Source organism: Micromonospora sp. NPDC005215, from assembly GCF_040607915.1.
Classification (GTDB): Bacteria; Actinomycetota; Actinomycetes; order Mycobacteriales; family Micromonosporaceae; genus Micromonospora.
Genome location: NZ_JBEXHQ010000001.1, coordinates 248,311 through 260,844, shown reverse-complemented (window position 1 = coordinate 260,844; position 12,534 = coordinate 248,311). Strand labels below are relative to the sequence as shown.

The following is a 12,534-nucleotide window of genomic DNA, read 5'->3' as shown; positions in this document are numbered from 1 at the left end:
ATGCGCAGCGGCCGCAACCGTGACGGCACTCACGAACGTCTAGTAAAGGGACGATCGTCCAGTGGGAGGTTCCATGCAGCGGGTCCGGATCACCTCCCAACTGGTCGCCCTGGTGGTGGTTGTGCTGGTCGGCGCCGGTGCGTGCGCGTTCGATCCGCAGTCCGGCGGGAGTGGTGGCGGGGGAGCCGCCCCGGCCGGTGCGGCGGAACAGGCAACGGGGGCGAGCGCGACGCCCGGCCCGGACCAGCGCGGCCGGCCCACACCGGCCGGACCCACCCCGACGCCGAAGGCGACCCGGCCCCCGGCGCCGAAACCCACCCGCAGCGCGACGCCGAAGCCGACCACCAGCACCGGTGCGCCGACGGTCGCCGGTTGCCCCCAGGGGCAGCACCAGCGCGAGGTGGAGACCTACCTGGCCCGACTGGGCGGGTTCGGGGCGGTGACAGTGGACGGGCGGCAGTCCGCCGCCGACTGCGCCGCGATCAAGAAGTTCCAGAAGAGGTACGGCATTCGCCCCGTCGAGGGTCGCGCCGGACCGACCACGTACGACGTGGCCCAGCGCCTCGCCACCACCGACCCGGCACGGTGCAAGGCCGGCACGGGCACCACGTTCTGCGTGGACCTGACCCGGCAGACCGTCTGGGCGGTCCGCGGCGGCAAGGTGATCATGCCGCCGACGGTGACCCGCACCGGCATGGCCGGCTACCGCACCCCGGCCGGCACCTTCACCGTCAACTTCCGCAACCCCAGGGAGTGGTCCGACCCGTACGAGGTGTGGCTGCCGTACTGGCAACACTTCACCCAGGGCATGGGCTTCCACGAAACCACCACCTACCTGCACGACAAGTCGATCGGCTCGCACGGCTGCGTCAACCTGCTGCACGCCGACGCCGTCCGGATGTGGGAGCTGGGCAAGGTCGGCACCCGGGTGGTGCTGATCGGCCGCCGCCCCGGCACCTGACCGGCACCTGGCGAATCACGGCGGTAACCCCCTGTCCGACCGGTCTTTCGAGTGTCACGCTGGGAGGCCAGGGCCGGACCGGGCGGGGAGGCTGGGCATGACGGTCGACCGTGAGGTGATCCCAGAGCAGGAACAAGCACCACCCGACGAGGTGTCCCGCGCGACCGTGATCGCCTATGCCGTCGCCGCGACGCTCCTCGTCGGGTGGTTCCTCTTCGGCTGGCTGGTGCTGCGGCAGGGCTTCGTCGACTCGGTCGGGGAGTCCGCCGGCGCCGGCTTCGCGCTGCTGCTGGTCATCTCGGTGGTCGGCACCGTACGCCGCAGCCGCCGCTGACCGCGGAGGTGGCGCCGCTCAGTCCGCCACCACCGCCGCGGTGATCCGATGCAACGCGAACGTGTGCAGCATCTCGGTCCGTTCGTCCTCCGCGCGTAGGTAACCGGCGCCGATCGAGACCGGTTTCACCAACCGGGACGCCGTCGCCCCGTGTGCGTCGACGTAACCGACCCAGACCAGCGCCTTGTCGCGGACCGCCTGTTGGAGCACCGCCAGGGCCTCGCTGTGCGTGTGCGCCGGCACCGGGCCGCCGCCCAGCCCGGCCGCCCCGCCCCGCACCACAGCCGGTGCCCGCCGGGCCGCCCGCGCCGCCGCGTCACCCCGCCGGATGTGCTCCACCACCCCGAGCAGCCGGGGCATGGGCAGCTTCGGGGCGGCCAGCGGGTCGAGGGTCCGGTTGATCATCGACACCCGGGCCGGGGCCCGCCGGATCCGTGGCCGGGCCAGCACGGTGCTACCGGTGCCGTCCTCCTGCACCGGGGCGAACCCGGCGTCGCGCAGCGCGCCCAACAACCGACCGACCTGGTACGGCGTACACAGCACCGTCGGCGCGAGCCGGCGCAGCGCCAGCGACTCCAACCGGCGGTCGGCCAACACTTCACTGATCAGAGTCTCGTCGTCGCTGCGCAGGTACGCCCCGGCCAGCCCCACCCGCAGCCCACCGTGCTTACGGGCCACGTCGTCCACCAGGTAGGTGAGCCCCTGCGGCACCGGGGTACGGGACCGTCGCCGGAACACGTCGTGCAGGTCGTCGGCCGTGTAGCCCGAATCCAGGGCACGCCGCACGCTCGCCGTGCTGACCCGGTGCACGCTGGCCCCACCTGCCGATTCGAGTTCGGTCATCGCCTCCAACTCGGCGGCGAGCGCCGGTTCGGGTGGGCCGGGCACCACCACGGTCAGGTCGGCCTGCACCAGGAAGTGGTCGACCGGGGCGGGCAGCAGCGCGTCCAGGGCTCGGGCGGCACTGGACGGGTCACCGCTCTCCACGTCGGCGTGCACGCCCAGCGGGTCGCCGCCGCCCCGCTCGTCGGCCGACGTCAGGTCACCAAGCAGCAGCCGACCGTACGAGGTGAGCGCCCCCAGCCCGGTGACGCCGAGCTGCGCCGCCTCGGCCAGCACCTCCCGGTGGGCGGCGTCGCGGCCCCGGCTGCGCCGCGGCGCCCGCCAGTCCAACAGGTCCTGCACCTCCTGCGGGGTGGGCGCGGTCGCCGGTTCCAGGTCGGCGAGCACACCGAGGACCGCCCGCCGGGTGGCCGGCGCGCTGGCCCGTTCGGCCTCGGCGGAGAGCGCGGTGATGGGCCGGTCCCGGTCGTCGCGGCGGCCGACCAGCCCCACCTGCCGGCTCATGGTCAGCCAGGCTCGGGCGAGCTGTTCCCACCGCTGGGCCAGCGAGGCGGCCCGCCACACCTCGTACCCGCCGGTCGGCAGCACCTGCTGGTCCGCCCCGTACCGGCTGGTGGTCGCGCCGGGCATCTCCAGCTCACCCGCGAGCCCCGCCGCGTACGCCACCTCAAGCAACAGCGCCGTGGTCGGCTCGTCCAGCCCGGCGGTGCGGGCCAACCGACGCAGGTCCCGCACACCGATGCCGCCCGAGCGGAGCACCGGCGCGGGCTCGTCGGCGAGTTGCTCCAGCAGCCCTTCGGTGTGTCGGACCACCTCCATCGTCTGTCCGGCGCCAGCCGAGTCGACCGCCTTCGGCTCACGCGGCGCGGCGGCGACCGGCGGTGGGCTGGTGCGTAGGGGTCCGAGCGGTCCGCTGTCGCGCCGCAGCAGCAGGCCGACCTCACGGGGCAGCTCCACCGTGCCGCTGGCCGTCGACGAGCCGGTCGTCACGGGGACCAGGAGTCGGTTGTCGACCAGCCAGCGCACCGGGGAACCGGTCGGGGCGCCACCGTTGGTCGGGTCGGAGAGCACCGGGTCCTCCGCACCGAGCGGCGGTGCCTGTAGGGCGCCCGGGGGCACGCTGCCCACCGGCGGGCCAGCCGCCAACCGATCGAGGATCGCCCGGGCCGAGGGCGGGGCGGCGAGCAGCGTCCGTCGTAGTTTCGCCGGGTCCGCGCAGAGCGCGGCCGTGCGCGGGTCCAGCTCCGCGGCTGGCCGGCCGAGCCCGGCGGGGTACGGGGCGACTTCGTCGACGGCGGGCGCCACGTGCAGCGCGTGCTCCGGGCCGTACAGCAGGAAAAGCGCGCGCAGCCGGCCCACGGCGGCTCGGACGGCCGTCGGAGCGGGCGGGTGCGGCCCCGCGGTCGCCATCGCGAGCACGGTGTCGGTGGCCGTGGTGCCGTCGTCCGGGTTCCTTGTGAGGCGGGCGGCGTCGAGGATCTGTTGGGTGAACTGGTCCAGCCCGTCCAGCGCGCGGGCCACCGACACCCGGGACTGGGCCCGGATGGACAGGGCGGAGATGTCGGCTGGCACGGGCACGACGAGGTCGGGCCGCAGCTGGAGGAGCGCGGCCAGTGACTCGTCGGGCAGCGACCGCAGGTGGTCGGCGAGTGAGGTGGTCATCGTCTTTCCACGCTAGCCCGGCAGTGGGCTCTCGCGCCCCTTGGACGTCCGGCCGACCGGGAGTCGCCGGGTAGGTTTCTCGACATGCCCGCACTGACCGTCGGATTCGACCTCGACATGACCCTGGTGGATTCCCGCCCCGGCATCGCCGCGGCCTATCGGGCCCTGACGGCGAGGACCGGCGTGCCAGTGGACGCCGAGCTGGCGGTGTCGCGGCTCGGGCCGCCGCTGCGTACCGAGATCGCGCACTGGTTCCCGCCCGAGCAGATCGAGTCGGCCGTGGGGGTGTACCGCGAGTTGTACCCGGCGTACGCGATCACCCCGTCTGTCCTGTTGCCGGGCGCGCGGGAGGCCATCGACGCGATCCGCGCCCGGGGCGGCCGGGTGCTGGTCGTCACGTCCAAGATCGGCCGGTTGGCCCGGCTGCACCTGGACCACCTCGGCCTCACGGTCGACGAGTTGGCCGGTGACCTGTTCGCCGAGCAGAAGGCGACGGCCCTACGGGAGCATGACGCGACCCACTACGTCGGCGATCACGTCGCGGACATGGTGGCGGCGGCGACCGCCGGGGTGCCCGGCATCGCTGTCGCGACCGGCCCGTGCTCCCGCGATGAGCTGCGCGCGGCCGGGGCGGATGTGGTGCTGGACGATCTCACCGAATTCCCGGCGGCGCTCGACGGCATGATCCAGCTAGCCTTGGAGCAGTAGCGGCTCAAGTGAAGCAGGGGTTTTCAGGTGCCTACGGGTCGAGTGAAGTGGTACGACACGGCCAAGGGATATGGCTTCGTCACCAGTGACGAGGGCGGCGACGTGTTCCTGCCCAAGGGTGCGCTGCCGGCGGGTGTCACCGACCTCAAGGGTGGCCAGCGGGTCGATTTCAGCGTGGTTGACAGTCGCCGGGGTGCGCAGGCCATGGGAGTCAAGCTGCTGGACGCGCCGCCGTCGATGGCGGAGTTGCGCCGTCGGCCGGCCGAGGAGCTGCACGGCCTCGTCGAGGACATGATCAAGGTGCTGGAGGCGAAGGTCCAGCCGGACCTGCGCCGGGGGCGGTACCCGGACAGGAAGGCGGCGCAGAAGATCGCTCAGCTGGTCCACGCGGTGGCCCGCGAGCTGGAGGTCTGAGGCACCAGGCCGGCGGTGGCGGCTCGATCGAGCAGTGCCGCCACCGCGGCGAAGCCGGCCTCGCCCAGGTCCGCGGTGAACTCGTTGACGTAGAGGGCGATGTGCCGGTCCACCACGTCGAGTTCCATCTCCTGGGCGTGCGTCAGCACGTACTCCCGGCTGGCCGCCGGGTCCGCCCAGGCCTGCCGGACCGACTCGCGGACCCAGCCGGCCGCGGCCTCCGGGTCCACCGCGCCGCGTCGGGCCAGGATCGCGCCGAGGGGAATGGGCAGCCCGGTGTCGGCCTCCCACCACTCGCCGAGGTCGACGAGGGCAGTCAGGCCGTGCCGGTGGTAGGTGAACCGGGCCTCGTGGATGACCAACCCGGCGTCGTAGCGGCCTGCCGCGACGCCCGGCATGATCTCGTGGAACGGGACCACTTCGATCCGGGCCGGCGGCCGTCCGGCCGACCAGAGCCGGAACAGCAGGTACGCGGTGGTCCGGTCGCCCGGCACCGCCACCGTGGCACCGGTCAGGTCGGTGCGGTCCGGCCCGCCGTCACGATCGCTGCGGGTGAGCACCAGCGGGCCGCAGCCGCGACCGAGCGCGCCACCGCAGGGCAGCAGGTGGTAGTCGTCGAGCAGCCAGGGCAGCGCCGCGAAGCTCACCTTCACCAGGTCGAACGCGCCTCGCTCGGCCGCCGTGTTGGTGACGTCCACGTCGGCGTACGTCACCTGGACCGGCGGTGCGCCGGGCACCCGCCCGTGCACCAGGGCGTGGAAGACGAACGTGTCGTTGGGGCAGGGCGAGATCGCCAGAGAGAGCGCCACGCCCCCACGTTAGCCCCGTCCCCGCGCGTCCGGTCGGCGCGGTGCGGTGCCTGTGACCTGTCGGGCACTCGCCGCCGTCTGCCCGCGCAGCCAACGCCACGTGCCAGTCCGGGTGCCAGCCGCGTTGGCTTTGGTGGTCACTTCAACTCCCTGTAGAGCTGCCCCACATCTGGGGCGCGGCCCGGCGCTGCGGCCCGGCGGTTGCGGTGCGGCACGGCGGTGCGGCGGTGCGGCGGTGCGGCGGTGCGGCGGTGCGGCGGTGTGGCGGTGCGGCGGTGTGGCGGTGTGGCGGTGCGGCGGTGCGGCGGTGCGGTGCCAGCCAATGCCAAGTGCGAGTCCGGGTGCCAGCCACGTGGGGCTGTGGTGATCCCTTCAACTCCCTGTAGAGCTGCCCCACATCTGGGGCGCGGTCTGGCTCTGCGGCCCGGCGGTTGCGGTGGGGCCCGGCGGTGCGGTGCGGCCCGGCGGTGCGGCCCGGCGGTTGCGGTGGGGCCCGGCGGTGCGGTGCGGCCCGGCGGTGCGGCCCGGCGGTTGCGGTGGGGCCGGCGCGCGGTGCGGTGCGGCCCGGCGGTGCGGCCCGGCGGTTGCGGTGGGGCCGGCGGTGCGGTGCGGCCCGGCGGTGCTGCTGCGCCGATGGTCGTGGGCCGTCGAGCTTCGCGTTGCCCAGGACTTCGTCAGTCAGCCCGCCCCACTCGTGGGGCAGCTCTACAGGCACTGACAAAGGGTTCGTGCACAGCCGCGCTGACACTATCCACAGGGTTTTCCACAGGTGGACGGGCGCCGTTGACGGCGGGAGGTTGGCGGAAAACCATTGACTGGTGGCTGCCGACAAGGGTGCGATCGACGTGGGGGCGGTTCTGCGCGACCTGCGTCGGCGTGCCGATCTGAGCCAGCGCGAGCTGGCCGAGCGGGCCGGGATCCCGAAGAGCACGTTGGCTCGGATCGAGGCGGGGCATGGCGCTGGGCCGGCGTTCCGGACGGTGGAGCAGCTTGTCCGTGCCGTCGGTGGGGAGCTCGCCCTCAGGCTGCCCGGCGACCCTTCCCATCGGGCGGTCGCCGGCGAGCCACAAGATGAGCCACAAGATGAGCTACGGGACGAGGCCGGTCGTCGATATCCGGCGCACCTGGACGTCCGTCAGGTTCTGACCCTCAAGGATTGGCCGGGGGCCTGGTGGGTGCACTCGTACACCCTTCCGCAGCGGTTGTGGCCGGTGCGTGTCCCGGAGTTGACCTACGACCTGGACCGAGCGCGGCGAGACGAGCGACGGCGGCGGGACCAGGCCCGCGCCCAGGTGCGGTTTCGGCGGGCGTCCGAAGGGCTGCCGGCAACGGCCTGGCGCTTCCTTGCCGAGGTGCCCGGGGCCGGGCTGGTAGGCGAGTTGAGGGCCCACGAACGGAGCTTGGATCTTTTCCTCGGCGAGGATTGGGGGGACCGGCGTGAGTTGGTGTTGGAAGGCGTTGTCGTTGTTCCCGGCCTGCGGACCCTAGGCATCGGGCGTCAGCTGGTCGGGATGCTCGCCACGGAGATGGCAGCGGCTGGCATCGGGACCACCCACGCGATTGCCTCGTCGGGCAACGTCGAGTTCCTGCTCGCCTGCGGGTTCGAACTACAGGCGAGTCGGCCGTCGGAGCTCACGCTCGAAGTCCGTGCTCCTCGGCCGTAGTCAGCGCAAGCGCTGGGGCCGCTGCGGTGAGGGCGGTGAGGGCTTCGCGCAGGCGCCAGGCGTCGCGATCGCGAGGGCCGATCGGGTTGGAGATGGTGCGTAGCTCGGCGAAGGGCACCCCGGCCTGTGTTGCGGCGACCGCCACGCCGTACCCCTCCATGGCCTCGGCGACCGCCTCCGGATGCCTGCGGCGCAGCTCTTCGGTGCTGGCGGCGGTGCCGGTGACCGTGCTGACCGTGAGCACCGGGCCAGCCGTGGCGGCCGGGAGGGCGGCCCGCAGCGCCGCCAGCAGGACCGGGTCGGCCCGCACCACGCTGCCGGCGCCGAGCAGCGCGAGTGGCATGCCCAACTCGTCGACGGGGATGAAGCCGTCAGGTGACTCGGCGCCCAGGTCGGCGGCGATGCTGGCGGTGCCGAGCACCGTGTCGCCGACCTCGGCCCGGCCGGTGAAGCCGCCGGCCACGCCGGCGCTGACCACCGCGCGGTACGGCCGCCCGGCGGCTTCGGCCAGCGCCAGCAGGCGTGCGGTGGCGGCAGCGGCGACGGCCGGGCCCACGCCGACCGGGGCGACGGTCACGGTCGGGTCGGTCAGCCCGGAACGGACCGCGTCCGCCTCGGCTGGCACCGCCGTCACCACCAGCAGACCGGTCACGAGAGCGAGCCGGGGGACTCGCGGCGGGTCTCCTCGTCGGCGCCGCCACCCGGGCCGCCGACGGCGGAAGACGGCCGGTAGATGTGGTAGCCCGGCGGGGTCAGGCGCGGACCTTCGTACGGTGGGGAGCTGCTCTGCGCCGGTGCCGGCGAGGTGGGCGCGGAGTCGCCGGGCTCGTCCGCCGGCTCGTCCTCGGTCAGCTCGTCGTCGCCGAGCGGTCGGCCGGCCAGCTTCTCGCCGCGCAGCCGGGCGGCGATCAGCACACCCCGGATCGCGGCCAGGATGCCCACACCGGCGGCCACCGCGATGCCCATCCGGCCGTCGAACGGCACCAGCCCGAGCCCGCCGCCGGCGACGAAGGCGAGCATCAGCACCGTCTCCGAGTGGGCGAAGGAACTCGCTCGCAGCCGTTCCGGGATGCGCTCCTGGATGGAGGCGTCCACGGCCAGCTTCGAAATCCCGCTGACCAACGCCGCGACCAGGCAGAGCAGGGCGACCATCACCAGCGAGAACTGGATGACGGTGAGCACCGCCACTCCCGCCACGATGATCATGCTGCTGGACTGGATGGCGGTCGGCCGGTGGATGCGCAGCCGGGTGCCGACGGCGGTGGCCAGGAAGGTGCCGACCGCGAGCGCCCCGCCGACCAGACCCAACGCCCACTCGGCGCCCAGATCCCGGCCGAACGCGACAGTGGTCAGGTCGCCCTTCTTGATCGCGAAGGCGAGGAAGAGCAGCAGGAAGCCGTACACCGCTCGTAGCGTCGCGGCACCGATCAGCGACGCGATCACCAGGCGACCCGCGGGACGACCTCGGCCCAGCGGCCGATCGCCCCGGCGGCGGCCCAGGGCCCGCAGTGGCCGGGGGACCCGCTCCGGTGGTTCCGAATCGGCCTTCGGTGGCAACCGCAGCGAGATCACCATGCCGATCAGGAAGATCACCGACGCGACGCGCAGCGGCCACTGCGGGCCGAACCAGAACGCGGCCAACCCGATCGGCGCCACCAGCGTGCCCGCGACAGTGCCGTAGACGCTGGCTCGGGCACCCACCTGGGAGAGGCCGAGCCCCTCCGGCAACAACCGGGGCACTGCCGCGGACCGGGCCACACCGTACGCCCGGGACAGGGCGAGCACCCCGAACGCGGCCGGATAGAGCCCGAAGCCGTGGATGTAGTCGGAGATCAACCAGGCCAGGAACGCGCGGCCGAGCATCGTGGCGGCCAGGGCGTAGCGCCGGCCGTGCCGGAAGTGGTCCAACAGCGGGCCCACCACCGGGGCGAGCATGGCGAACGGCACCATGGTCACCAGCAGGTAGAGCGCGACCTTACTGCGGGCCTCGCCCAGCGGCACGTTGAAGAAGATCGTCCCGGCCAGGCCGATGGCGATCAGCGTGTCACCGGCGCAGGAGACCGCGTGCAGGTCGAACAGGCGAACCATGCCGACCTCGCCGCCGGCGCCCCGGGCGCGGGCCCGACCGGCCCGCCGGGTCACCCACCGGCCGCTGCCCACCGAACCACGCAGCAGCAGGCGAATGGCGCGAATGCCGGTGCCGACGGTTCGCCCGAGGACGGATCGCCCGGAGCGGGAGTACGACGGCATGTGCACCATCCTCGCCCATCTGATCCGGGTACGCCGCACCACCGCGGGGAAAGGTTCCCCGGGAGTCCCTGTCACCCCTGCGGGGCGCATGGGGAACAATGGTTAGGTGACCAGGCCTGTCTCCACCCGTGCCGCCCGTCTCGACCAGGTCTGCGCCGCCGCCGTCGAGGTGGCCCGCGCCGGCATCACCGAGGTCGACGCCGACGATGTCGGCGACCACCTGCAGGTCGTGGCCGAGGGCGAACGCCTGGTCACCCACTACTTCGAGTGCCTCCTCGGCGGCTATCGCGGCTGGCGGTGGGCGGTCACCGTCACCCGGGTGTCGCGCAGCAAGACGGTGACCATCTGCGAGACGGTGTTGCTGCCCGGCCCGGACGCGCTGATGGCACCCGGCTGGCTGCCCTGGCAGGAGCGGCTCAAGCCGGGTGATCTGGGTCCGGGCGATCTGCTGCCGACCTCGCCGGACGACGACCGGCTGGCCCCCGGTTACCTGCTCTCCGACGACCCGGCGGTCGAGGAGACCGCGTGGGAGCTGGGCCTCGGTCGGGCGCGCGTGCTCTCCCGCGAGGGCCGCATCGAGGCGGCGCAGCGCTGGTATGACGGCGACCACGGCCCCGCCGCGCCCATCTCCACCGCCGCACCGGCAGTTGCCCGTTGCGGCACCTGCGGGTTCTACCTGCCGCTGGCGGGTGCTATGCGGCAGGCGTTCGGGGCCTGTGGCAACTTCTACGCGCCCGACGACGGCCGGGTGGTGAGTGCCGATCACGGTTGCGGCGCGCACTCCGAGACGCTGATCGAGGTGGCCGAGACCGCTGTCGAAGAGCTACCGACGGTGTACGACGACAGCGCGGTGGAGGCCATGTCGGTCAGTCGCGCCCCGGGCTCGGTGGACGTGGCCGAGCCGGCGGAGCCGTACGGGCACTCCTGACCGTTCGCGCCGGGGTGGCCCGGGTGCGGTGACCAGGTCAGCTTGCGCGGCGGCGGCGGCGGTTGGCGTCGTGCCGCAGCATCACGGCGAGGCCGGGGAAGCCCCACAGGAAACCGGCGAGGCAGGTCCAGAGCCAGTTCTGGTGATGGTGGTCGGTCAGCCAGCCCCGGAAGAAGATCAGCAGGACCAGCCCGGCAACCGCCCAGGCGGCCAAGCCGGCGAGAGCGAACGGCACCATCGGCGGGTCCAGTGGTGCGGGCCGCGGTGGCTGCTCGGTCGGCATTCGGCAAGCGTACGCGATCCACTTCCCCTGCCCGCTCGTGATCTGGGACGATGCGCGCGACAACCGGAAGATCACCTGCGAGGACCTGATGGCAGTAGCGCCGCCCGAGACCGGCACACCTCCCAACCCCGCTCACCCGCGTAACGGCTTCGACCGGTTCTTTGAGATCTCCGCCCGTGGCTCGACGATGGGTCGTGAGGTACGCGGCGGCCTGGCGACCTTCTTCACGATGGCGTACATCGTGGTGCTCAACCCCCTGATTCTGGGTGGTGCCGTCGACGCTGACGGCAAGACCCTGCCGATTCCCGCGCTGGCTGCCGCTACCGCGTTGGTCGCCGGCCTGATGACGATCCTGATGGGTGTGGTCGGCCGATTCCCGCTGGCGCTCGCCGCCGGTCTGGGTGTCAACGCGCTTGTCGCGTACGAGATCGCTCCGGAGATGACCTGGGCGGACGCGATGGGCCTGGTGGTGATCGAAGGTGTGATCATCGCGGTGCTGGTGTTGACCGGTCTGCGGACCGCGGTGTTCCGCTCGGTGCCGACGCAGCTGAAGACCGCGATCGGGGTGGGTATCGGTCTGTTCCTGACCATCATCGGTCTGGTGGACGCCGGTTTCGTCCGGCGGCTCCCGGACGACGCCAACACCACCGTCCCGGTCGGCCTGGGCATCGGCGGCAAGCTGGCGAGCTGGCCGCTGCTGGTCTTCGTGGTGGGCCTGCTGATCACCCTGGTGCTCGTGGTGCGCCGGGTGAAGGGCGCGATCCTGATCGGCATCCTCGCCTCCACCGTGCTGGCGGTGATCGTGGAGGCGGTCGGCAACATCGGCCCGTCGTTCGTGGACGGGAAGCCCAACCCGAAGGGCTGGGCGCTGAACGTGCCGGAGTTGCCGAAGACGGTGGTCGACCTGCCGGACCTGTCGCTGCTCGGCAAGTTCAACGTGCTCGACTCGTGGGGGCGGGCCGGCTGGGTGGTCGTGCTGATGTTCGTCTTCACGCTGCTGATCACCGACTTCTTCGACACCATGGGCACGATGGTGGCGGTGGGCCAGGAAGGCGGCCTGCTCGACGAGCAGGGCACTCCGCCGCGGGCCAAGGAGATCCTGCTCGTCGACTCGATCGCCGCGGCGGCCGGCGGTGCGGCCAGCACCTCCAGCAACACGTCGTACATCGAGAGTGCTGCCGGTGTCGCGGAGGGCGCCCGGACCGGCGTGGCCAACCTGGTCACCGGGGTGCTTTTCCTGCTGGCGATGTTCCTCGCGCCGCTGGTGGTGATCGTGCCGTTCGAGGCGGCCTCGACGGCCCTGGTGGTTGTCGGTTTCCTGATGATGACAGCGGTCCGGACGATCGACTGGTCGGACTACGAGATCGCCATCCCGGCGTTCCTCACGATCGTGCTGATGCCGTTCACCTACTCCATCTCCAACGGGATCGGTGCCGGCCTGATCACCTTCGTGGTGCTCAAGGTGGCGCGGGGTAAGGCCCGGGAGGTCCACCCGTTGCTGTACGGGGTGGCCGCGCTGTTCGTGCTGTACTTCCTGCGTGGGCCCATCGAGTCGCTGGTGCTCTGACGCACGTCCGGGCGGGGAGTCGAACCGGATTCCCCGCCCGGAGCAGCGTTAACGTCCTCGTGAGCCTGGTCATAACCAATGTCGTTAGCCATGCTCATTAGTTAAGCTAAC

General features: G+C 72.5%; 12 protein-coding genes. 7 read left to right on the top strand and 5 right to left on the bottom strand.

Annotated elements, in window-relative coordinates:
• The first annotated feature begins 73 nt into the window (after window positions 1-73).
• Together ABZU25_RS01265 and ABZU25_RS01260 are read left to right on the top strand one after the other, a co-directional pair.
• Window positions 74-961, top strand: a complete 888-nt coding sequence (locus ABZU25_RS01265) for a L,D-transpeptidase family protein (RefSeq protein ID WP_355027303.1) — start codon at window positions 74-76, stop codon at window positions 959-961.
• Between the two features lie 97 nt (window positions 962-1,058).
• Window positions 1,059-1,295: a hypothetical protein gene (locus ABZU25_RS01260; protein ID WP_355027302.1), complete on the top strand. Its 237-nt coding sequence runs from the start codon at window positions 1,059-1,061 to the stop codon at window positions 1,293-1,295.
• A gap of 18 nt (window positions 1,296-1,313) precedes the next feature.
• On the opposite strand, the gene ABZU25_RS01255 is transcribed toward ABZU25_RS01260, so the two are convergent.
• The gene (locus ABZU25_RS01255) at window positions 1,314-3,800 is read right to left on the bottom strand and encodes a helicase-associated domain-containing protein (RefSeq protein WP_355027301.1); all 2,487 of its coding nucleotides are present in this window, start codon (window positions 3,798-3,800) and stop codon (window positions 1,314-1,316) included.
• 84 nt (window positions 3,801-3,884) lie between these two features.
• Here ABZU25_RS01255 and ABZU25_RS01250 point away from each other — a divergent pair, with 84 nt between their 5' ends.
• The gene (locus ABZU25_RS01250) at window positions 3,885-4,508 is read left to right on the top strand and encodes an HAD hydrolase-like protein (RefSeq protein ID WP_355027300.1); all 624 of its coding nucleotides are present in this window, start codon (window positions 3,885-3,887) and stop codon (window positions 4,506-4,508) included.
• A 27-nt stretch (window positions 4,509-4,535) separates the two neighbouring features.
• A complete protein-coding gene (locus ABZU25_RS01245; RefSeq protein ID WP_030329652.1) occupies window positions 4,536-4,922 on the top strand; it encodes a cold shock domain-containing protein in 387 nt (128 codons plus the stop codon).
• Here ABZU25_RS01245 and ABZU25_RS01240 read toward each other — a convergent pair.
• On the bottom strand, window positions 4,883-5,731 hold the full coding sequence (locus tag ABZU25_RS01240; RefSeq protein ID WP_355027299.1) for a 1,4-dihydroxy-6-naphthoate synthase: 849 nt from the start codon (window positions 5,729-5,731) through the stop codon (window positions 4,883-4,885). The genes ABZU25_RS01245 and ABZU25_RS01240 overlap by 40 nt on opposite strands.
• An 818-nt stretch (window positions 5,732-6,549) precedes the next feature.
• Between ABZU25_RS01240 and ABZU25_RS01235 the strand changes: the two genes are divergently transcribed.
• Complete coding sequence (locus ABZU25_RS01235; protein ID WP_355027298.1) at window positions 6,550-7,395, top strand: helix-turn-helix domain-containing protein; 846 nt, start codon at window positions 6,550-6,552, stop codon at window positions 7,393-7,395.
• Here the strand turns inward: ABZU25_RS01235 and ABZU25_RS01230 are convergent.
• Both ABZU25_RS01230 and ABZU25_RS01225 read right to left on the bottom strand, forming a co-directional pair.
• Window positions 7,364-8,047, bottom strand: coding sequence for a futalosine hydrolase (locus ABZU25_RS01230; protein ID WP_355027297.1), 684 nt, complete (start codon window positions 8,045-8,047; stop codon window positions 7,364-7,366). The genes ABZU25_RS01235 and ABZU25_RS01230 overlap by 32 nt on opposite strands.
• Window positions 8,044-9,645, bottom strand: coding sequence for an MFS transporter (locus ABZU25_RS01225; protein WP_355027296.1), 1,602 nt, complete (start codon window positions 9,643-9,645; stop codon window positions 8,044-8,046). Before ABZU25_RS01225 ends, ABZU25_RS01230 begins: the two co-directional genes overlap by 4 nt.
• A 106-nt stretch (window positions 9,646-9,751) precedes the next feature.
• Between ABZU25_RS01225 and ABZU25_RS01220 the strand changes: the two genes are divergently transcribed.
• Window positions 9,752-10,573 (top strand): DUF3027 domain-containing protein, encoded by an 822-nt coding sequence (locus ABZU25_RS01220; RefSeq protein ID WP_355027295.1) that lies wholly within the window; start codon window positions 9,752-9,754, stop codon window positions 10,571-10,573.
• A gap of 37 nt (window positions 10,574-10,610) precedes the next feature.
• On the opposite strand, the gene ABZU25_RS01215 is transcribed toward ABZU25_RS01220, so the two are convergent.
• A complete protein-coding gene (locus ABZU25_RS01215) occupies window positions 10,611-10,856 on the bottom strand; it encodes a DUF2530 domain-containing protein (RefSeq protein ID WP_355027294.1) in 246 nt (81 codons plus the stop codon).
• 88 nt (window positions 10,857-10,944) lie between these two features.
• Here ABZU25_RS01215 and ABZU25_RS01210 point away from each other — a divergent pair, with 88 nt between their 5' ends.
• Window positions 10,945-12,423, top strand: a complete 1,479-nt coding sequence (locus ABZU25_RS01210) for an NCS2 family permease (protein WP_355027452.1) — start codon at window positions 10,945-10,947, stop codon at window positions 12,421-12,423.
• Window positions 12,424-12,534 lie beyond the last annotated feature (111 nt).

What these genes read in the sequence shown, in the direction of transcription:
- ABZU25_RS01225 (WP_355027296.1), bottom strand. Translation starts at nt 9,645, where the DNA reads ATGCCGTCGTACTCCCGCTCCGGGCGATCCGTCCTCGGGCGAACCGTC.
- ABZU25_RS01215 (WP_355027294.1), bottom strand. Translation starts at nt 10,856, where the DNA reads ATGCCGACCGAGCAGCCACCGCGGCCCGCACCACTGGACCCGCCGATG.
- ABZU25_RS01265 (WP_355027303.1), top strand. Translation starts at nt 74, where the DNA reads ATGCAGCGGGTCCGGATCACCTCCCAACTGGTCGCCCTGGTGGTGGTT.
- ABZU25_RS01250 (WP_355027300.1), top strand. Translation starts at nt 3,885, where the DNA reads ATGCCCGCACTGACCGTCGGATTCGACCTCGACATGACCCTGGTGGAT.
- ABZU25_RS01260 (WP_355027302.1), top strand. Translation starts at nt 1,059, where the DNA reads ATGACGGTCGACCGTGAGGTGATCCCAGAGCAGGAACAAGCACCACCC.
- ABZU25_RS01210 (WP_355027452.1), top strand. Translation starts at nt 10,945, where the DNA reads ATGGCAGTAGCGCCGCCCGAGACCGGCACACCTCCCAACCCCGCTCAC.
- ABZU25_RS01255 (WP_355027301.1), bottom strand. Translation starts at nt 3,800, where the DNA reads ATGACCACCTCACTCGCCGACCACCTGCGGTCGCTGCCCGACGAGTCA.